Genomic DNA, 21012 nt, shown 5'->3' on the forward strand with positions numbered 1-21012 from the left:
CCGGAGTCAGATCCGTCAGTGGCACTTGTGTCAATGTCTGAGTGACTGTCGGGGTAGTGTTAGTCCCCATCCCGACGGAATCCGTTTCAGGAGCAAGATAAGTATCAAACTGATTGTTGCTTTGAACCGGGGAACCAGGACCGTTGGTTGGGAAACCCGAAGTCGCATCAACAATCTCCCCGGTGAGTTCCACTTGCGTAATGAAACGCCCGCCACCGCCACTTCCGGCTTCAATTGGAGCCTCATTACCAGCGGCAGTTGCATCAAGCGTTTTTGTTGGGTCAACGCCGTCGGCAATAGCCTGCTGGAGGGAAGCAATCTCATCAGTCGCGTGCTCAGTGTTAGCCGCAGTACTCACGCCACCCTGGTCGCTCCAGTGGCTATTTCGCCCCATATCCATGGTATGACCATCGGATAAACTTACCGTTAATGCGCCATTAGCACTGGTTACGATTTCCTCACCGGCTAAGATTCGGTCCCCTTCGTGTAACTGGCGCTGTGTTCCATCAACAGCAATAGCAAAAACCTGCCCAATGACTACTTTTACGATACCGAGAATGTTGTGCAAACTGCGTGCCCCTGGCTATTGATATTACAAAGATGCAACAAAAAATAAGTCTGGCATGTCATTCCATTACGAAATAGACATCAAACTTTAATCAAAATATTAATATTAACTTTTTATTTACAATATATTCAGACTGAAATTTAAGTCGCTATCAGATAGCGGATAATTTACACGAAAAATCATACCGGGTAATGCACCAAATAATAAAACATGCCTTTCTTATGGCAGCATAAATGGCTTTTTCACCCTACTACCTCAACCAATAAAACATATTAAATGTTGAATAGTTACTCTTGTTTATTATCTTGATAAAAATACGAATTGCATAAAATGCACGCTAAAACATAATGTTATCTATCAGCCATGATTTATTAAAGAGTTTCATATGAATGTATTTCTACTATCATTCTCTATATAGCACAAAATATGCCACCCGAAATATAGCCAATAAAATACAAATAACGAATCAGCGGGAATACCGATACAAAAGCCGACAGAGGCAATCACTAAAAAGGAAAGCAGTAAAAGAATTTACATTTGCACTGACAATGACAACCCGACAAAACAAACTGGTTAATATATAAAACTGGCTTAATTGGCTGTTTACCGCTGATATTGATTAGCGGTTCTTCTCATTGAGTTTACACGGCACTATTTGCAAGTGCTTTATGTTGCTTGCCCTTCATGGTCCACAGACCAAAAGCCATCGCCATAAACCACACCATGACATAGCGTTGATTCCAGTGAAATAATTCCGCTATCTCCCTTTACTGTGAACTAGACTTTTCAGGTAGCCCGCCAGGGAGAAGATCCGTCATTTCTATAATGAAATCATCAACAATGATGAAGGCGGAACAGAAATTGTGGCAAGAATGAGTAAACCAGACGCGCTCACTACTTTTGGGAAACCTAATGAGACTAGACCGACATTTTGCTGTTGCACTCAGCCCACTGCTGTTTATGGGCGCCTGCGCTCACGCCGAGGTGGATCTCGGCACCTTAGATCTCCTCTCTAAAGACAATGTCACCAGCCCTATCCCCAAAGGTCTGGTTTTGGGCGGCGCCGTGTTAAGCGGCACGGCACGTTATGAGGCGCAAAAAAATGAAACCTACGTCATTCCCGGCGCGCTCTACTTTGGTGAGAAGTTTATGTATCTGGGCGACCGTGCCCGTTACTACTTTCACCTCGACGATACGGTAGCGGTTTATGGCTATGGCCGGTTTCGTTTTGGCAACCTTGATCCCGACGACGAAGACGCATTCGATGGCATGAAAAAACGTAAGTCAGAACTGGAAGCAGGTGTCGGCGGGACAATAATCACGCCTTATGCATTGCTCAGTGCGCGTTTAAGTTCAGATGTCACCGGGCGCAGTAATGGGCAGGAATTGCTGTTATGGGCCGATTTCCCAATCATTAAAGAGAACTTACTCATTATGCCGGGCATGGGGATGATGATTCGCAGTGATAAAATGGCTAACTACTATTTTGGTGGGGTATCGGATAGTGAAGCCACGGCACAGCGCCCGGAATGGGACACCGGCACAACCTTTTCACCCATGGCCGCTGTCATAACCAGCTACCGCTTTAATTCTAAATGGATGGGTATGTTTGCCGCCAACTACGAATTTTATGACAAAGACATTGCAGACAGTCCAATCGTTCAGCACAACGGGGAGTTGTACGGGATTGTTGCCGTCGGTTATATCTGGTAGCAAAAGCTTGCTGAGTCAGGTTTATATTCTATGACACTGACTCAGCAAGGCTTATTAGATTAGACACCCTAATCCGCCAGGGTTTATTAGCGGTGTTCATAAACAGCCGCTTGAACACGGCGTTATGCGCCATTATTTATTGCCGATTTTTCTCTTGACCTTCTTCGATAAAAATATCTAACGAACCACTGGAGTGGTTCGCGTGGTCAGTGCCATTACCGCACTGGCCACGGTGAATAAGCCAATGATCCACGCCATTGTCCACGGCGTTCCGTCGCTGAGCAGCGCCAGCAACAAAGAAGAGATAATCCCGCTGCCGTATTGCAGCGAACCCATAAATGCTGAGGCGGAACCGGCAACGTTGGGTACGGAGTCGAGTGCAGCAGCGGTGGATGTCGCGGCAATAATGCCGTTCATTGAAAAGAAGACAAAAACTGCAGCCACAATCAAAATCAGCCCGCCCACTTCCAGTTTCGCTGCGGCTGCCAGAACCAGAGCGGCAATCGCCGCAGTAACGACGGCGAATTTAAGCAACACTTCCAACGGATAACGCTGCACCAGACGGCGATTTATCACGCTCATGCCCATCAGCCCGACAATATTCAATGCAAACAGCCAGCCGTAGTGCTGCGGTTCAACGCCAAAGTAAGTGATATAGACAAATGGCGAGCCGGTAATAAACGCATATGCCGCAACATAATAGAAGGTCAGGCACAGGGTAAAACGCATGAAAGTGGTGTTGGTCAGCAGTGCAAAATAGTTACGAAATGCGCTGGGTAATGAGGCTTTTACTCGTTTTTCTTCCGGTAAGGTTTCAGGCAACCAGAACAGTGAAATAAACATCATCCCGCCAATCACCGCCAGCAGCCAAAAAATAGCGTGCCAGGTGGTGAATTTGATCATCTGCCCACCTACCAATGGCCCGGCAATTGGTGCAATCGCCATAATTATCATTAATGTAGAAAGCATTTGTGCGGCGCGTGTACGGCTGAACAAATCGCGGATCATCGCTCGCGCCAGCATCGGTCCGGTACATGCCCCCAGAGCCTGGAACACGCGCCAGAAAACAATCTGGGAAATATCGGTGGAAAGTGCGCAACCGACTGAGCCAATCATAAACAGCGCCATACCAATAAACAGCGGCAAGCGGCGGCCAAAGTGGTCGCTTAATGGCCCCCAAATCAACTGGGCGACACAAAAACCCATTAAGAACCCGGTGATCGTCAGTTCTGCATTGCCGTGCAGGTCCTGGGCCATTAACGGCATGGCTGGCAAATAAATATCAGTCGATAAAGAAGTGAACGCCATTAACGCGCTGAGAATAATCACGAAAGAGAGGCCGGCCGTTTTACTGGCTGCGGTCTGCACGCGCGTCTGAGAGTCAATCATAGGAATCCGTACGAGAATAAGAGAGGCACTTATAGTAACGGCTGAGCACGAAAAGATAATCCTGCATAATCGGATAGCCATTATGAATCGTGCTCATGAATGTATATAACTCCAGGGAAAATCCTGGTTGCCCTCCAGCCTGGCGAGTTTGTCCTATGCTTATGGTCTGCGTATGGAATGCCAACAGGAGAAAAGTATGAGTGATAACAAAAACATACCCACCACCCGTAACGAACCGCACGCCGATCACTTCCCCACGCCACCCTTTCCCCATCAAAAGCAGCCTTTCCCAGGGCTTGCCGGGAAAATGACACCACGCCCCGATCATGGCGAAACCTCTTATAAAGGGAGTGGCCGTCTGGCAGGGAAAAAGGCGCTGATAACCGGTGGCGATTCAGGGATTGGCCGCGCGGTGGCCATCGCCTTTGCACGTGAAGGTGCGGATGTCGCAATCAACTATTTACCTGCGGAAGAGGAAGATGCCAGAGAGGTTATCGAACTCATTCGTGCTGCCGGGCGTAATGCGGTTGCCATTCCCGGTGATATTCGCGACGAAGCGTTTTGCCAGAAGCTGGTGAAACAGGCAGCGCAAGAGCTGGAAGGGCTCGATCTGCTGGTGAACAATGCGGGTCGCCAGCAGTATTGCGAGTCGATTAAAGATCTCACCACCGAAGCCTTTGACGCGACGTTCAAAACCAATGTTTACGCCATGTTCTGGATAACCAAAGCCGCGTTAGATTACCTGCCGCGTGGCGCGTCCATTATTAATACCTCGTCGGTTCAGGCTTATCTCCCCAGCGAAATTTTGCTCGATTACGCCCAAACCAAAGCCGCTATCGTGGCATTCACCAAGTCGCTGGCGAAGCAGCTTGGCCCGAAAGGCATCCGGGTGAATGCGGTCGCTCCCGGCCCTTACTGGACAGTTTTGCAATGTTGCGGTGGTCAGCCACAAGAGAAGATTGAAAAGTTTGGTGAGTCCGCGCCGCTTGGCAGACCGGGGCAGCCTGCGGAAATTGCCGGGATGTATGTGACGCTGGCCTCGGGTGAATCAAGCTTTACATCAGGCCAGGTGTGGTGTTCGGACGGCGGTACCGGGACGCTGTAAATCACTGGCGCAGAACGGAGATGCCAGTCTCCGTTCTGGCGAGGGTTATTTCGATTCGGGCACAATGGATATGTGCCCATTGCGTTCCAGAATCGCAAACTTAATTTCATCAAGCCGGGTAATACCGTGGTCAACTCTGGCCATCAGCAAAATATCGTCACAGGAAATATCGGCTTTTTTCATTTTATCCTGAAAAAGGTAGCCATTCTCCACCAGAATAACAGGAGACCCATCCAATAGATCGTCGGCTCCTGGCAGGTATTTTTTAATAATGCCAAACAGCATATCCACCACAATTAACGTGACGATGGTCAGCATTGCGCCGGTGACTGAAAAGTCACTTCCCAGCAGTGCCTGTTGGGTAGCTTCACTAATAATCAGCAATAATATCAGGTCAAAAGAGGTCATTTGCAGTAGCGCGCGGCGGCCTGCAATTTTGAAAACCACCATCAGTATCAGGTAAATGGCGAGCGCTCTTAGTACCATATCCATTGTCTGCGCACCTCAGGGGTAAATTAGTTGCCGGAACGTAGTTTCCTGGCCGTCATTAACGGCAACGGTGCTTTTGATAAACCCTGCTTTCATTGGCGTCAGGCTTAGCCACATTGTTTGTGGTACCCCTGCCTGCGGGTTTTCATATTCAATAATCAATTTCCCATTGCGGCTGTACATTTTATCCGGCTGCGGTTGCAGGTTATCTATCCGGAAACTCTCCATAAATTCACTGCCGAGAATAATACGGTCACGTTTCCCGCCAGATGAAACTGCAATAATTTTCATGTCTGCATCACTGAGCAGGCGGTTGAATTTTTCGTAATGAAGGGAAAGCGTGCCATCGGCATTTGTCAGGCGGGAGTCGCTCAAATAGCCCTTTGAGAACAGCCCGGCTAGTGCTGCGCCGACAATCAGTAACAGCAGCACAAAGCCAAAGCGCCGCACCTGAAACTCAAAGCGCAGCCAGAACGGTTTTTCAACCACGGGTAAGGGTTTATCGGCAGGGGCGGTTTTCATTATTATTCATCCGGCCAGGAAAAGGGTGCCGCGAGAATACGTTCGGTGCGACTTTGTGAAGTCTAGTCAACGCAACGAACGTGCGCCACCGTAGCGCTTTAGTTAAGCCCCGACAAAGGCACGAATCGCAATGCCCTTTTCTTCCAGCAAGTTGCGAATCTGGCGTGCCATTTCGATAGCGCCCGGGCTATCACCGTGCACGCAGATGGAATCAGCTTTTACCGGGGTAAACTCACCTTCGATAGAAGTCACACCGCCCAGGGTGATCAGTTGCAACATTCGTTCGGCGATGTGCTGTGCGTCGTGCAACACCGAACCCGCCTCGCGGCGTGACACCAGCGAGCCATCCGTATGGTAGGCGCGGTCAGCAAAGGCTTCGGCGATGGTTCGCAGCCCTTTTTCTTGCGCCAGTTCCAGCACACGTGAACCCGCAAGGCCCACCAGCGGTAAGCCTGCATCAATGGATTGAATGGCGTTGATAACAGCCAGCGCCTGGCGTTCGTCATGGGCGATGGTGTTGTATAAGGCACCGTGTGGTTTCACATAGCGCACTTCAGTACCCGCCGCACGCGCCAGACCTTGCAGTGCACCAATCTGATAAATCACATCAGCAGTTAATTCGTCGCTCGAGACATCCATGTTGCGGCGGCCGAAGCCGACGAGGTCTGGATAGGAGACATGTGCGCCAATTGCCACGCCCTGCTGTTTAGCCATGCGCAGCGTTGATAACAGCCCGGCAGGCGAACCGGCATGAAAACCGCAAGCGACGTTGGCGCTGCTTACCAGTTGCAAAATGGCGGTGTCGTCCCCCATCGTCCATGCCCCGAAGCTTTCACCCAAATCGCTGTTTAAATCTATCGCCGTGACCATTGCTATCCTCTTTGCTCATCCGCAATCAATAGATGTTTAGCATACATCTAACTATTTACGCAGCGGCACATCTTTCATCAACAGGGAAAGCAGGAATGCTAACACCACGACACAGGCTGAGATCAAATACACCGAATGCAATGCCGCGCCAAACGCCTGCAGATAATCGTTCTGAAGTGCGGCGGGCAGTTCATGCACCGCTTTTGCCCCCAATTGACGCGGCAGTTGAACGTCTGGCGGAATCAGCTCAATAAGTTTGTTTTGCAGCACATTGGTAAAAATCGCACCAAATGCCGCCACGCCAATCGAGCCACCAATCTGGCGAAATAGCGTAGCGCTTGAAGTCGCGACACCAATCAGTTTTTGTTCAACGCTGTTTTGCACTGCCAGCACTAACACCTGCATGACCATGCCGAGCCCAAAACCAAGCAGTGCGATATACAGATACAGCGTGTGAATCGAGGAATCTATTTTGAGCGTACCCAGCAGCGCCATCGCCACGAAAGTGACCAGCGTGCCGAGGATCGGGAAAATTCTATAGCGCCCTATTTTGCTAATGATGCGCCCACTGATAATCGATGTAAGCATCAGGCCACCCATGAGTGGCAGCAACTGAATACCTGCTTGTGTCGGCGTGGAGGATTTCACCACCTGCAAATAAAGTGGCAGGAAGGTCATCGAACCAAATAGCGACATGCCGATGATAAAACCAATCAGGCAGCTCAATAAGAATGTGCGGTCGCGGAACAAACCAAGCGGAATAATCGGCTCAAAAGCCCGCTGCTCTTCATAGATAAACCCGCCAAGCGTCACCACGAAGAAAGCAAAGATGCACCACAGTTGCGGGTCAGACCACGCCATCACGGTGCCGCCCTGGCTGGTAAACAGAATTAAACAGGTCAGTGACGCCGCAAGATAACCTGCGCCGAGAAAATCTATCTGGTGACGAATACGCGCCGTTTGCGGTTTTAACACCGCGCCAATCACCAGCAAGGCGAAAATACCCAGCGGCAAGTTGATGTAAAAAATCCACCGCCAGGAGAAGTGTTCAACCAGGAAACCGCCAATCAATGGGCCGATGACCGTGGCAAGTCCAAACACGCCGCCAAATAACCCCTGGTATTTCCCACGGTCGGCGGGAGGAATCACGTCACCGACGGCCGCCATTGTTACCACCATCAGGCCGCCACCACCCAGCCCCTGTAGCGCACGCATCAGGATGAGCTGAGTCATATTCTGTGCAAGCCCGCACAATACGGAGCCGAGTAAGAACAGCACTATCGCGGTTTGCAGCACGATTTTGCGCCCCAGCAGGTCGCCAAATTTACCGTACAGCGGCACCACAATGGTGGAAGAAAGCAGATAAGCCGTGACCACCCAGGAAAGTTTTTCCAGCCCACCCAGCTCGCTGACGATGGTCGGCAAGGCGGTAGACACGATAGTCTGGTCAAGTGCCGCAAGTAGCATGACCAGCATCAGCGCGGAAAACAGCAAGCGAATCGACGTCGCGTGCTGCGTTTCTGCCTGGGGCGTTTCGGTGACTGTCATTTTATCCATCAGCTTGTAATTAATTAACTAGATAATTAATATAGATGGATTAGTTTCACACGGTCAATGGAGTGCGCACAAAATGTCACGTGAAAACGGCCCTGATAAATCCGAAAAAGATGCTGATAATGGCCAGATACGCCGCCGTCCTGGCCGCCCAGCGGGCGCCAGCAAGAATGCCGATAAACGTGAACATCTGATTGATATTGCACTAAAGCTGTTTTCAAATCAGGGAATTGCACAAACTCCCCTGAGCGCCATTGCCGCTGCTGCGGGTGTCACGCCCGCCATGCTGCATTACTATTTCAAGACCCGTGAACAGCTGCTGGATGTATTAATTGATGAGCGTTATATGCCAGCGCGGGCATCAATGGGTGGCGCGTTTGAGCAACACCCCAATGACCCGGTAAGTGCGCTGACCGCGTTGACGCAGAAGTTTATTGATGTCTCTTTGCTACATCCGTGGTTCGCACCGCTTTGGATAAGAGAAGTGTTGAGTGAAACTGGTCTGCTCAAGCAACGCATTGATGCCCGTTTTGGTTCGAAGGAAAAGCAATCGGCGGTGAACTGGATTCGCAAATGGCAGGATGAAGGCCGCTTAAACCCCGATCTCGAACCGGAGTTTCTGTTCATTTCTCTGTTCGGTTTAACGCTTATGCCCGTTGCCCGCCTGCAACAGGATATTCGTAGAGGCGATACCAGCCTGAGTACCGACCGGCTTTCGCGCCATATTGCTGCACTGCTGAAATCTGGGGTGGGTAATCGGCCCATTGATTAATAATCAAATACTTTCACCATGAATCATCACTCACATCAATGATTAGGCTTTTTCTTAGTTTACCCGCATTAAAAATGATGGATTATGCTCGCGCCAGATGATGGCGTTTCGCTTCGGCGGCTTCTTCTCAATTTTGGGTTAAACAGCAATGAAAAAAGTAATGTTGATGATGGTGATGGTAATGGCTGGAGCACTGGCTGGTTGTAGCTCTCCTGCTCAGCGCATGGCTGAATGCCAGGCACAGGGGATCAGTAAAGATACCTGTTACCTTTCCGAGCAGAACCGACAAAACTCCGTCAATAACGCAGCGATGAAACAGGCAATGGAAAATGCCCATGACGCAGTAAAATAAATTCAATAATTCATCGCCAATACAGGCTCGAAAGAGCCTGTTCTTCATCTCGTCCCGCCCGATACTTCCCTGCATAATCCTTTGAATTTTGGTGACTTTATCACCATGATCATTTGTGAATTGTAAAGTTTAAAAAATGATCATCATCACGCTTTGCTGACGCTTGTATTCAGCCTGAAAGGGAGAGTACATTAGCGCCGGCGAATCACTCAATCGCCCTCCTGATGCAAAATGAAACAGCCGTAACGAGTGAAGTTAATCCCAAAATGCCCGGGCTGCGGTTTCATCTTTCTATACTGAATTTTTTAGCTAAATTGCACGCAGAGACGTGCGGAGCGCAATAACGTGAAATATTTTATGATGGGCTTGTCGTTCATTTTGTTAGTTTGGGTCGGTACATTTGTCATGATGGTTGAATAACTCAACCTGTAGCACACAGATCCCCAGCCTGGCCTGCTTTTTCCTTCCACGAAATCAGGGCAGGCAACTTCCCCACCCTTTGTATTTCGCTATCAGATCAAATTCTGCGGAAAATTAGCCGGTAATTCGCTGGCAGGGCAATCGATCACATGCTCATCGTCAGCGGCACAGTCACGTACAAATGTAATAGTGGCAAATTCGTCGATCACTTCGGTCGGATAGGTCGGGCCTGCTTCGCGGTAAGATTCCATCAGCGGAATATGGTCATTCTGGAAACACACCGTTTTTTCAGGGTTATTGATGACCCAACGTGGGAAGAAAATGGTGCCGTGGAACAGTTTATCGCCCAGATTCACAATCAGGCTGACATCGGTACCGGTCGGCTCAGTCCAGGAAATCTTGTAAATATTCTCTCCCACACGAACGATGTATGCCTGCTGCCCCTTCACCCAACGGTTGCCGACCAGGCCACTGTGGATTCGGTAATCTAACGTCTGGCCATTTTTGACATAAATCTCGTAGTTCCAGCCATTATCGTAGGTATAAACCAAGTGTTTACCGATAAAACCGCTCAAATCATGCTTATCAAATGTGCTCATAAAATGCTCCTTTATCTGTTGCCTGCATCATACGACTTCAAAAAACAGATGAATAACGCTAATTTAAGATGAAATTCATTCATTAATTAGATAAGTCATGCATAAAAGCACGCTTGAGCAATGGGCCATTCTGGAAAAGGTGGTTGAGGTGGGTAGCTTTGCCAAAGCAGCGGAAATGCTGCACCGAAGCCAGTCATCGGTCAGCTACAATTTATCGCTTTTACAGGAACGTTTAGGGGTGACATTGTTGGCACCACTTGGCCGTCGCGCGGTATTGACTCCGGCAGGTGAGCAGTTACTTAGCCGGGTGAGCCCCTTACTGAAAGCCTTTTCGTATATCGAAATGCGGGCTGCCAATTTGCAGGATGGCGAGCGAGTGCGCCTTAATCTGGTGGTAGACGGTATTTACCCTCGCGGGCGTTTGTTTGCGATTTTGCGCAAATTCCAGCAACGCTACCCGCGAGTGCAGGTGCAACTGACGGAAGTGCTGGAAAGTACCACGCAGAGTAGCGAGGCTTTTGCCGAAGCGGATATATTGATTGTCACCCGCCGACACGATGTGACCGGGCGCGGTGAATGGTTAATGAATATTGATTTCATTGCCGTGGCGCACAGTGAGCACCCACTTCTTTGCACTGACGAGCCGCTGACGGAGGATTTGTTGGGCCTGTATCCGCTTATCCGAATTGCGGATAGTGGAGCACTTTCTCAACCGGCAGGCGATGCCTGGACGTTTTCCACCGTGGATGCAGCTATCGAAGCCATTATGTCGCAGGTGGGTTATGGCTGGTTGCCGGAAGAACATATCCGCGCCCAGCTCAACCATGGCGAACTTAAAACCTTGCCGCTGAGCCATGGTATCCGCCGTGCAACACCACTGCATTTAATCGTTAAGCAGCAACTAACACCGCCAGATGAGCCAGTGAGTTTTTTCCTGTCGCTTCTCAAAGAATAAGATTTGCGGGAAGGCCTGACGGATGAAATAAGAAACGGGAGCCAGAAGGCTCCCGATATTAGGTTCTATTCGCTGATTTCAGCGGAAGATTTCGGGCTTGCAGGAAGTAAGCCATCGGCGCGGAACATGGCTTTAATACCCCGCACCGCCTGACGGATGCGGTCACGGTTTTCGATTAATGCAAAACGCACATGCGTATCGCCGTAGTCACCAAAACCAACGCCTGGCGAGACACACACTTTCGCATCCTGAAGTAGCTTTTTAGCAAACTCCAAAGACCCCATTGCCGCATATTGTTCAGGAATTTTCGCCCACACATACATCGACGCTTTCGGGCACTCCACCATCCAGCCTGCCTCGTGCAAGCCTTTTACTAACACATCGCGGCGGCGTTTGTACTGCTCGGCGATGTCACGCACGCATTGTTGATCCCCTTCGAGCGCCGCAATAGCCGCGACCTGCAGTGGGGTAAAGGTGCCGTAGTCGTGGTAACTTTTGATGCGGGCCAGCGCGTTAACCATCTCTTTGTTGCCGACCATAAAACCGATACGCCAGCCGGCCATGTTGTAGCTTTTCGACAGCGTAAAGAATTCAACAGCGACATCACGTGCGCCTGGGACTTCCATAATTGACGGGGCTTTCCAGCCGTCATAAACGATATCGGCATAAGCCAGGTCATGCACCACCAGCACATCGTAGCGCTTCGCCAGGGCGACCACTTTCTCGAAAAACTCCAGCTCAACGCACTGCGCCGTTGGGTTTGACGGGAAGCCCAGCACCATCATTTTTGGTTTCGGGTAACTTTCGCGAATCGCACGTTCAAGCTCAGCGAAGAAATCCACGCCCTCCACCAGCGGCACCGAGCGCACTTGCGCTCCGGCGATCACCGCACCGTAAATATGAATGGGGTAACTTGGGTTCGGCACCAGTACCGTGTCGCCATGGTCAAGCGTTGCCAGCATCAGGTGCGCCAGCCCCTCTTTTGAACCGATGGTGACAATCGCTTCGCTTTCCGGATCGATTTCAACGTCGTAGCGATCTTTGTACCAACGCGAAATCGCGCGCCGTAAGCGCGGGATCCCTCGGGAAGTCGAGTAACCGTGGGTGTCTTCACGCTGCGCAACGGTGCAGAGTTTCTCAACGATGTGCGGCGGAGTTGGGCCGTCAGGGTTGCCCATACTGAAATCGATAATATCTTCGCCACGACGACGCGCCGCCATCTTCAGCTCAGCGGTAATGTTGAAAACATACGGAGGGAGACGATCGATACGCGAAAAACGACGTTTTGGACTGGAGTCAGCCATAAATTCCTCTGAATAACGTTAGCGCCCGGACCGTCCGAGCGACGCTGCCACATGATGTGGCTTGCTTAGAAAATAGCCTGAATAAAAATCATCTGTCGAGAGGCAAAACGAAATATTTTTGTGACGACACAAAAGAGGATGCTTCATTTGAAGCTAATCCCTATTTTATTTGAATGCCATGATCTATATTAACTATGTCGCAACAAAACAATAACCTCTTCCTGAATACGTGGAGCCCTACCATGACCCTACACATTGATGACTTACCGCGCGCAATCCGTGAAATAAAACAAAAACTTCGCCACGAGTTGCCGGACTACAAAGCGGTATTTGAACAACTCGAAGGCGATATGAAGCGCCAGATTGATGCCATTCGCTCAGAGATGGATCGTGGCGAAAACCCGGTACCACAAATTAATGCCGACGATATTGTGAATAATCGGGTAAGCGAGCAGCAAAAAGCGCTGATTCGTCAGCGCGGTTGCTGCACCGTAAAAGAGGTGTTCCCTGAGTCACAGGCCCGTGCCTGGAATGAAGAAGTCGGGAATTATCTTGAGCGGAATAACTTTGTTGAGAAGCTCAAAAATGCGGCAGAAGACAACTACTTCGGCAATCTTGCCGCCAGTAAGCCGCAAATTTATGGCATTTACTGGTCCAAACCGCAAGTCGAAGCACGCCAGCATGCCCGCATGAAAGCGGTACAGGTTTTCCTGAATAATTTATGGGAAACCGAAAGCAACGGTAAGCAGCACTTCGACCCGGATCGCGTTGTGAGTTATGCCGACCGTACCCGTCGCCGCCCGCCACGCTCTAACTCTTTGGGGCTTTCACCGCATGTTGATGGTGGCTCAGTGGAACGCTGGCTGGATGAGAACTTCCGCCATGTTTATCGCCATGTGTTCTCCGGCGAGTGGCAAAATTACAACCCGTTTGCTGCGGAAGGCCGCACAGAAGTGCGTGAGTTCCCGTCCCCGGCGGTGTGTTCCATGTTCCGTACATTCCAGGGCTGGACAGCACTTAGCCCGCAGCGCAAACACGGCGGCACGCTGACTCTGCTGCCGGTCGCAAACGCGATGGCTTATATTTTACTGCGTGCGCTACAAGACGATGTACCGGAAGAATCACTGTGTGAAGCGAAGCCTGGTCGTGCGCTTTCCATTAACGAACAGTGGCATCCCCTTTTATTAACTGGGATATCCTCAATTCCCGATATGGAAGCCGGTGATACGGTTTTCTGGCACTGCGATGTGATTCATGCCGTGGAAAATGAGCACCTTGGCGAATTTGACAGTAATGTGATGTATATCGCCGCTGCACCCTGGTGCGAGAAAAATGCCGCCTATCTTGAGCGCCAGTGGCCTGCATTTGTGGAAGGTAAGTCGCCGCCAGATTTTGCCGCGGATGACTTCGAAGTCGATTTCTCGGGGCGAGCCACGCCTGCTGATTTGACTGACGCCGGGCGCGAGCAGTTGGGCGGGAAGTAGGCGCCCTCCCCTCACCCTCTCCCTCAGGGAGAGGGAATTAATCCCCTTTCTGGTAACCACTCTGTAATTTCCTTATCATTGCCTTTCCATTCTTTGTCACGCGAGTTACACGTGCACGAAATTTTTAACATGCTGCTGGCGGTATTTGACCGGGCGGCGTTGATGCTTATTTGCCTGTTCTTTCTAATTCGCATCCGCCTTTTCCGCGAGCTTCTGCATAAAAACGCCCACACGCCCAAAGAGTTATTAGCGGTTACCGCGATTTTCTCCATGTTTGCATTGTTCAGCACCTGGTCCGGCGTTCACGTTGAAGGCTCGCTGGTCAATGTACGCATTATTGCGGTGATGGCGGGCGGGATTTTATTTGGCCCCTGGGTTGGCATCATCACCGGTATTATTGCCGGGACACACCGTTATCTTATTGATATTGGTGGAATCACCGCGATTCCCTGTCTGATAACCAGTATCGTTGCGGGGATAACTTCCGGTGCTATCAACCGTAAAGTCCCGAAAGAGAAACACTGGAGTGTCGGCATTATCGCCGGGATGCTGTGCGAAACCATGACCATGATTCTGGTGGTGCTGTGGGCACCGTCCGTTGGGTTGGGCATCGATATTGTCTCGAAAATCGGCATCCCCATGATCCTTGGCACAGTCTCGATTGGCTTGATCGTGGTGCTGGTGCAGAGTGTTGAGGGGGAAAAAGAGGCCAGCGCGGCCCGCCAGGCGAAACTGGCGCTGGATATTGCCAACAAAACGCTGCCGCTTTTCCGCAACGTGAATAGCGAATCGCTGCGCCAGGTTTGCAATATTATCCGCGATGATATTAATGCTGACGCGGTAGCCATTACCGATGTCGACAAAGTTCTGGCTTACGTGGGCTTTGGTGAAGACAACTATAAACAGAATGATGACGGCATCAGCCCAAGAACGCAGCTTGCTATCCGCGAAGGTAAAATCATTATCCGCAATGATGATGAAGCCTATCGGACGCCAGAAATTCACTCGCTGATCATTATCCCGCTTTGGGAAAAAGGTGTTGTCACCGGCACGCTGAAAATCTATTACCGCCACGCGCACCAGATTACGTCGACCTTGCAGGAGATGGCGGTCGGGCTTTCGCAAATTATCTCTACTCAACTGGAAGTCTCCCGCGCCGAGCAATTGCGTGAGATGGCCAATAAAGCGGAATTGCGCGCGCTACAAAGTAAAATTAACCCTCATTTTCTGTTTAATGCGCTGAATGCAATTTCTTCCTCTATCCGCATGAATCCGGATACCGCTCGCCAGCTTATTTATAATTTGTCGCGCTACCTGCGTTACAACATTGAATTAAAAGACGATGAGCAGATCGATATCAAAAAAGAGCTGTATCAAATTAAAGATTACATCGCCATTGAGCAGGCACGTTTTGGCGACAAGCTAACGGTGATTTATAACATTGATGAAGAGGTGACTTGCCTGATCCCAAGCCTGCTGATTCAACCGCTGGTTGAAAACGCGATTGTTCATGGCGTCCAGCAGTGTAAAGGCAAAGGCGTGGTGACCATCAGTGTTGAAGAGAGCGGTAACCGTGTGCGTATTGCCGTGCGTGACACCGGGCACGGTATCGATCCGCAAGTGATTGAGCGCGTGGAAGCCAACGAAATGCCAGGCAATAAAATTGGCCTGTTAAATGTGCATCACCGGGTAAAATTACTCTATGGAGAGGGGTTGGTTATCCGCCGTCTTGAGCCGGGAACGGAAATTGCGTTTTACGTTCCTCACGCCGCGACCGCCGTTCCGCCACTATTGTCGCAGCAAGGAGGAAGTGCATGAAAGTTATCATCGTAGAAGATGAAGTGCTGGCGCAGCAAGAGTTGAACTGGCTTATCAAAGAACACAGTCAGATGGACGTGGTTGGCACCTTTGATGATGGCATGGATGTGCTTAAATACCTGCAACATCATGAAGTTGACGCTATTTTTCTCGACATCAACATTCCGTCATTAGACGGGGTGCTGCTGGCGCAAAACATCAGTAAGTTTGCCCATAAGCCCTTTATTGTTTTTATCACTGCCTGGAAAGAACACGCGGTGGAAGCGTTTGAACTGGAAGCATTCGACTACATTCTGAAGCCTTACCAGGAATCGCGCATTATTGGCATGCTGCAAAAACTTGAAGCCGCATACCAGCAACAAAATGCCCCCGCCTCTGCCAACAGCTCTGGCCGTGAAACGCTAACCATTAACCTGGTGAAAGATGAGCGAATTATCGTTACTGATATTAACGATATTTATTATGCAGAAGCGCACGAGAAAATGACGTTTGTCTATACGCGGCGCGAAGCCTACGTGATGTCGATGAACATCACCGAGTTTTGTCACCGATTGCCCGAAAGCCACTTCTTCCGCTGCCACCGTTCGTATTGCGTTAACCTGAGCAAAATCCGCGAGATAGAGCCGTGGTTTAACAATACCTATATTTTGCGTTTACGGGATTTGGATTTTCAGGTGCCGGTGAGTCGCAGCAAGGTGAAAGAATTTCGCGCGTTGATGCGCTTGTAGACCGTAATGTCGGATGTCGCCTGCGCTAATCCGACTTACTAAAGCCGTTAGAGAATTTGCCCCAACGTTTGACGCAAATGAGCGCCAGCGCCGAGTAGCCCCGGTTGATCGTGAACAATCAGGTACACCGGGATGTTGTGCACATATTCTTTAAAACGCCCTTTATCCTCAAAGCCGCCACGGAAACCGGACGCCTTAAAGAACTCGAGGAAACGTGGCACGATGCCGCCCGCGATATACACACCGCCGAAGGTTCCCAGCGTCAGTGCCAGGTTGCCACCAAAGCGCCCCATGATGACGCAGAACAGCGACAGCGCACGACGGCAGTCGGTGCAACTATCTTCCAGCGCACGCTCGGTAATATCCTTTGGTTTGTAGTTTTCCGGCTCGCGCCCGTCGGATTTGACGATCGCGCGATACAGGTTCACAAGCCCTGGTCCTGAAAGCACACGCTCGGCAGAAACATGGCCGATTTCAGTGCGCAGCTCTTCGAGGATAATCCCCTCTTCTTCGCTGTTTGGCGCGAAATCAACGTGGCCGCCTTCACCCGGCAAACTCACCCAGCGTTTATCAACGTGAACGAGATGTGCAACGCCAAGCCCAGTGCCTGCACCATAAACCGCGATAGGCTTACCTTCGACCGGTTCATCGCCGCCGAACTTAATCAGATGCTCTTTTTTGAGAGCCGGAATAGCCATGGAAACGGCGGTAAAATCGTTAATAATTTCCAGGTGTTCAAAGCCAAGGTTCTTTTTCATCTCAGCCGTTGAGAAGGCCCAGGTATGGTTGGTCATCGCCACCCAATCACCGGTAATCGGGCAAGCAATGGCGATACAACCGTCTGTCACACTGACATTGTGCTCTTTGAGATAATGCACCACGACCGCTTCAAGGCTTGGGAAATCGAGGCCTGAATAGGTTTTTGCCTGGGTGATGTCACCATTTTCAACGTTGCACAGAGCCAGACGCGCATTGGTGCCGCCGACATCTCCCACCAAAGCATATTTTGTCATTCGTTCACTGCTCCGCTAAAGTCAAAATAAGTCCTGGCATCACTGTAAAATTAGCTAGCCTAAACAACAACGACCAGATGAAAAGTGCCTTGGGATTATAGATCTTCGTCACAGATTAGCTTGAGCGTTTCAGCCTCTTTTGCATAGCGACGTGTAAAGTTGTCTGGCAGACTGTTTTGCCGTGGCAATCGGTGCTAAAAAAATTTTTGTTAAGGAATAAACATGCTCCATCCGCGAGCCAGAACCATGTTGGTTCTTTCCGTGCCAGCAATTGTGATTGGAATATTTTCCAGTCTTATTCTTGTCATGGTCATGAAAGTTGCCGCTGTTTTACAGCGTTATCTGTGGGTATCCCTGCCCGCACAGTTTGATCTCGATATGAATTCACCATTGTGGATTTTATTGATGCTGACTTTCACGGGGATTGCGGTGGGGTTGGTCATTCGTTATATGCCGGGCCACGCCGGGCCAGACCCCGCTACCGAGCCGTTAATTGGTGCGCCGGTTTCTGTGATGGCGCTGCCAGGTTTAATTATTGCTCTGGTACTTGGGCTTGCCGGTGGCGTAAGCCTTGGGCCGGAACACCCGATTATGGCGGTGAATATTGCCCTCGCCGTTGCCATTGGCGCACGCCTGTTACCCAGAGTCGGCGCATTAGACTGGACGATTCTTGCCGCCGCCGGAACCATCGGTGCACTTTTTGGCACACCGGTTGCCGCAGCCCTGGTATTTTCACAAACGCTTAATGGCAGTAATGACGTGCCGTTATGGGACAGATTATTTGCCCCATTAATGGCCGCTGCAGCAGGTGCGCTGACAACCGATATCTTCTTCCATCCCGATTTTTCTATCCCTGCACTGCAATACCCTGAAATGCGCCTGGTGGATATTTTCAGCGGTGCGGTGGTGGCAGCGATTGCAATTGCGCTGGGCATGGTTGCGGTCTGGTGCTTGCCGCGTGCACACCGTCTTATTCACCAGCTAAAACACCCGGTATTAATTCTTGGCGTGGGTGGCTTTTTGTTAGGCGTATTGGGGCTGATTGGCGGTGAAGTTACTCTGTTTAAAGGGCTTGATGAAATGCGCCAGTTAAGCACCAGCCAGAATTATTCTGTCGCAACGTTACTGATGTTTGCGGTGGTCAAACTGGCCGCACTGGTGATTGCGTCAGCCTGCGGTTTCCGTGGTGGGCGCATTTTCCCGGTCGTCTTCGTCGCGGTCGCGCTCGGCATGATGCTCCATCAACATGTCGAGGCTGTTCCTGCTGCAATTACCATGTCCTGCGCCATCCTTGGCCTGGTACTGGTCGTTACACGTGATGGCTGGCTGAGTCTGTTTATGGCACTGGCGGTGGTGCCCGATATCAAACTGCTGCCATTGCTGTGTATCGTGATGTTGCCAGCCTGGCTGCTGCTGGCGGGCAAACCGGTGATGATGGTCGATAAGGCAAAACCTTAATCCTTCGCGGCATTGCGTTTCGCAAGCGATGCCGTAACGGCCTGCAGCAATTCAGGAATATCCTGTTTAGGCAGAACGACTTCCACCAGTGTGAGTCGTTCTGCTTTCGCCACTTTCTGCATCACCTCTTCGAGCTGTACCTGCTCCGTTACCCGCCAACACTGCGCCTGGTTATGAATATTTAAGGCTTTCGGGATTTGCGTCCAGTTCCAGGGCGCGATGTCGTTATAGCGCTGTTCGGCACCATGAATGGCCCGCTCAACGGTGTAACCATCGTTGTTGAGCAGGAAAATAATGGGGCGTTGCTCATCGCGCAACATTGACCCTATTTCCTGGATAGTGAGCTGTGCTGAGCCATCTCCCACCAGCAAAACCACGCGACGGTTCGGGCATGCGGTTTGCGCACCGAATGCGGCGGGCAGTGTAAAACCTATCGAGCCCCATAACGGTTGGGTGATAAAGGTTACTCCTGCCGGTAAGGTCAGCGTGGCCGCGCCAAAAGCGGCTGTTCCTTGATCGGCAAGAATGATATCCCCCGCCTGCAGGAATTTTTGCATCAGTTGCCAGAATGCGTGTTGGTCGAGTTCCCCGTTAGTGGCTTCGGGGAGTGCGGGTGGCTTTTGCTTCGGCACGGGCCACCCGGAAACCTGGCGTTTGCACAACTGATGCAGCACTGAGACTGCTTCTTCCATCACAATGCCGCTGAACCAGCGCTCGCCAATGCGGGTGGCGTTTGGCTGGATGTCGATGGTTTGCTGAAGTGAGAAATGCTGCGTGAACCCGGCGGTGAGGGTGTCGGTAAATTTCACGCCGACGCAAATCACCAGCTCTGCTTTTTCTATCGCCTGAATGACCGATGCATCACTTGCCGCCGCGCTATAGGTACCGACAAACCCCTGCTGGCCTTCATCGAATAAACCTTTACCCATCAGCAAGGTGGCGTGCGGCATAGGCGTGTCATCCATCCATTGTTGCAGCGTTTTTTGTTGCCCAAAGCGCATAGCGAGGAAATCAGCCAGTAACGCCACACTGCGACTTTCCGCCAGGCGCGCCTGAGCGCAGGCGCGAAACTCGGTCAGTAAAGTGGGGTCGGTGGAAACGGGTGGTGACAGGAGAGATTTTGTCGGGCGAGTGGCAGGTGCCTGGGACACATCACTGGGCAGCAGCAAATAACCGGGTAAGCGCTGGCTAAGTACCTGAATTAACACACGGTCGATTTCGTAACAGGCATTTTCTGCGGTCAGTGACGCCTGAACGACCGTCACTTCCTGTGCCATACGCGCAAAGTGGCCAAAATCACCGTCCCCAAGCGTGTGGTGCATCAGTTCACCCCGCCGCTGCGCACCGATGCAGGGTGCACCGACTATATGAATAACCGGTACATATTCAGCGAAGCTGCCAGCGATGCCATTAATGGCGCTTAATTCACCGACACCAAACGTGGTGAGTAATGCTGCAGCACCGTGACAGCGGGCATAGCCATCGGCGGCATAGGCTGCGTTAAGTTCGTTGGCGCACCCCACCCAGGCGAGGGTTGGGTTCTCAATAACATTGTCCAGAAACTGTAAGTTGTAGTCACCGGGGACGCCAAACAGATGGCGTATTCCAGCTTCGGTTAATCTGTCCAGAAGATAGTCTGCAACACAGTAAGACATGAGTCATTCCTTCTCAAAGGGCTTACTGTGAGTATTGAGCATATGTGATCACTGTCGAGGTTCCGGGAGAATATGGCCGTGGAAAGAGGGATTTACACTTAACCAGGGTGTAGTCTGATTGCCACAAATGCAGTGTAAACGTATACATTTATCTCTCTGTCATTTTTACCGATTGCGTTGGGCTTACCTCATCAGCAAGAGAGGGTGTGTCGTCAGTCTCCACTTAGTCATGCTTTATTTACTT

General features: G+C 50.7%; 20 protein-coding genes. 10 read left to right on the forward strand and 10 right to left on the reverse strand.

Annotation, left to right across the window (positions count from 1 at the left end; all coding sequences use genetic code 11):
- Positions 1 to 568 (reverse strand): retention module-containing protein (locus M975_RS13175; RefSeq protein WP_157093383.1); only part of this gene is annotated, 568 nt, incomplete at its 3' end.
- 912 nt (positions 569 to 1480) lie between these two features.
- Here M975_RS13175 and M975_RS13180 point away from each other — a divergent pair.
- Positions 1481 to 2281, forward strand: a complete 801-nt coding sequence (locus M975_RS13180; protein WP_064560107.1) for a MipA/OmpV family protein — start codon at positions 1481 to 1483, stop codon at positions 2279 to 2281.
- A gap of 177 nt (positions 2282 to 2458) precedes the next feature.
- Here M975_RS13180 and M975_RS13185 read toward each other — a convergent pair whose 3' ends face one another.
- Positions 2459 to 3670: a multidrug effflux MFS transporter gene (locus M975_RS13185; RefSeq protein WP_064560109.1), complete on the reverse strand. Its 1212-nt coding sequence runs from the start codon at positions 3668 to 3670 to the stop codon at positions 2459 to 2461.
- Between the two features lie 196 nt (positions 3671 to 3866).
- On the opposite strand from M975_RS13185, the gene M975_RS13190 reads away from it, so the two are divergent.
- Positions 3867 to 4775, forward strand: a complete 909-nt coding sequence (locus M975_RS13190; RefSeq protein ID WP_064560111.1) for an SDR family oxidoreductase — start codon at positions 3867 to 3869, stop codon at positions 4773 to 4775.
- Positions 4776 to 4820: 45 nt separating this feature from the next.
- Here the strand turns inward: M975_RS13190 and M975_RS13195 are convergent, their stop codons facing one another.
- From M975_RS13195 to M975_RS13210, 4 genes are all read right to left on the reverse strand, one after another.
- Positions 4821 to 5267, reverse strand: coding sequence for a DUF421 domain-containing protein (locus M975_RS13195; RefSeq protein WP_064560114.1), 447 nt, complete (start codon positions 5265 to 5267; stop codon positions 4821 to 4823).
- Positions 5268 to 5279: 12 nt separating this feature from the next.
- A complete protein-coding gene (locus M975_RS13200; RefSeq protein ID WP_064560116.1) occupies positions 5280 to 5786 on the reverse strand; it encodes a hypothetical protein in 507 nt (168 codons plus the stop codon).
- A gap of 102 nt (positions 5787 to 5888) precedes the next feature.
- On the reverse strand, positions 5889 to 6656 hold the full coding sequence (locus M975_RS13205) for a LamB/YcsF family protein (protein WP_064560118.1): 768 nt from the start codon (positions 6654 to 6656) through the stop codon (positions 5889 to 5891).
- 51 nt (positions 6657 to 6707) lie between these two features.
- Positions 6708 to 8204 (reverse strand): MDR family MFS transporter, encoded by a 1497-nt coding sequence (locus M975_RS13210; RefSeq protein ID WP_064560120.1) that lies wholly within the window; start codon positions 8202 to 8204, stop codon positions 6708 to 6710.
- An 82-nt stretch (positions 8205 to 8286) separates the two neighbouring features.
- On the opposite strand from M975_RS13210, the gene M975_RS13215 reads away from it, so the two are divergent.
- The 3 genes from M975_RS13215 to ypdK all read left to right on the forward strand — a co-directional run bounded on the left by M975_RS13215 (position 8287) and on the right by ypdK (position 9754).
- Entirely contained in the window at positions 8287 to 8982 is a 696-nt protein-coding gene (locus tag M975_RS13215; RefSeq protein WP_064560122.1) for a TetR/AcrR family transcriptional regulator, read from the forward strand.
- Between the two features lie 148 nt (positions 8983 to 9130).
- Positions 9131 to 9334, forward strand: coding sequence for a hypothetical protein (locus M975_RS13220; protein WP_064560124.1), 204 nt, complete (start codon positions 9131 to 9133; stop codon positions 9332 to 9334).
- Positions 9335 to 9679: 345 nt separating this feature from the next.
- Positions 9680 to 9754, forward strand: coding sequence for a membrane protein YpdK (ypdK, locus tag M975_RS23585; RefSeq protein WP_115631778.1), 75 nt, complete (start codon positions 9680 to 9682; stop codon positions 9752 to 9754).
- Positions 9755 to 9846: 92 nt separating this feature from the next.
- On the opposite strand, the gene M975_RS13225 is transcribed toward ypdK, so the two are convergent.
- Positions 9847 to 10353 carry a phenolic acid decarboxylase gene (locus M975_RS13225; RefSeq protein WP_064560127.1) on the reverse strand — a complete coding sequence of 169 codons (507 nt, stop codon included), beginning with the start codon at positions 10351 to 10353 and terminating at the stop codon, positions 9847 to 9849.
- A gap of 97 nt (positions 10354 to 10450) precedes the next feature.
- Between M975_RS13225 and M975_RS13230 the strand changes: the two genes are divergently transcribed.
- Positions 10451 to 11308: a LysR family transcriptional regulator gene (locus tag M975_RS13230; RefSeq protein WP_064560129.1), complete on the forward strand. Its 858-nt coding sequence runs from the start codon at positions 10451 to 10453 to the stop codon at positions 11306 to 11308.
- A 65-nt stretch (positions 11309 to 11373) separates the two neighbouring features.
- Here M975_RS13230 and alaC read toward each other — a convergent pair whose 3' ends face one another.
- A complete protein-coding gene (alaC, locus tag M975_RS13235; RefSeq protein ID WP_064560131.1) occupies positions 11374 to 12612 on the reverse strand; it encodes an alanine transaminase in 1239 nt (412 codons plus the stop codon).
- 242 nt (positions 12613 to 12854) lie between these two features.
- On the opposite strand from alaC, the gene M975_RS13240 reads away from it, so the two are divergent.
- The 3 genes from M975_RS13240 (at position 12855) to M975_RS13250 (ending at position 16642) form a co-directional block, all read left to right on the forward strand.
- Complete coding sequence (locus M975_RS13240; protein WP_064560133.1) at positions 12855 to 14096, forward strand: DUF1479 domain-containing protein; 1242 nt, start codon at positions 12855 to 12857, stop codon at positions 14094 to 14096.
- Between the two features lie 111 nt (positions 14097 to 14207).
- Positions 14208 to 15914 (forward strand): sensor histidine kinase, encoded by a 1707-nt coding sequence (locus tag M975_RS13245; protein ID WP_064560135.1) that lies wholly within the window; start codon positions 14208 to 14210, stop codon positions 15912 to 15914.
- Positions 15911 to 16642: a LytR/AlgR family response regulator transcription factor gene (locus M975_RS13250; protein WP_064560137.1), complete on the forward strand. Its 732-nt coding sequence runs from the start codon at positions 15911 to 15913 to the stop codon at positions 16640 to 16642. Before M975_RS13245 ends, M975_RS13250 begins: the two co-directional genes overlap by 4 nt.
- A gap of 47 nt (positions 16643 to 16689) precedes the next feature.
- On the opposite strand, the gene glk is transcribed toward M975_RS13250, so the two are convergent.
- The gene (glk, locus tag M975_RS13255) at positions 16690 to 17655 is read right to left on the reverse strand and encodes a glucokinase (RefSeq protein WP_064560138.1); all 966 of its coding nucleotides are present in this window, start codon (positions 17653 to 17655) and stop codon (positions 16690 to 16692) included.
- Positions 17656 to 17877: 222 nt separating this feature from the next.
- On the opposite strand from glk, the gene M975_RS13260 reads away from it, so the two are divergent.
- Positions 17878 to 19113: an ion channel protein gene (locus tag M975_RS13260; RefSeq protein ID WP_064560140.1), complete on the forward strand. Its 1236-nt coding sequence runs from the start codon at positions 17878 to 17880 to the stop codon at positions 19111 to 19113.
- Here M975_RS13260 and M975_RS13265 read toward each other — a convergent pair.
- A complete protein-coding gene (locus M975_RS13265; RefSeq protein WP_064560143.1) occupies positions 19110 to 20768 on the reverse strand; it encodes an alpha-keto acid decarboxylase family protein in 1659 nt (552 codons plus the stop codon). The two genes, M975_RS13260 and M975_RS13265, sit on opposite strands and share 4 nt — an antisense overlap.
- Between the last annotated feature and the right edge of the window lie 244 nt (positions 20769 to 21012).

It is taken from the genome of Buttiauxella brennerae ATCC 51605 (genome assembly GCF_001654925.1).
Taxonomy (GTDB): Bacteria; Pseudomonadota; Gammaproteobacteria; order Enterobacterales; family Enterobacteriaceae; genus Buttiauxella; species Buttiauxella brennerae.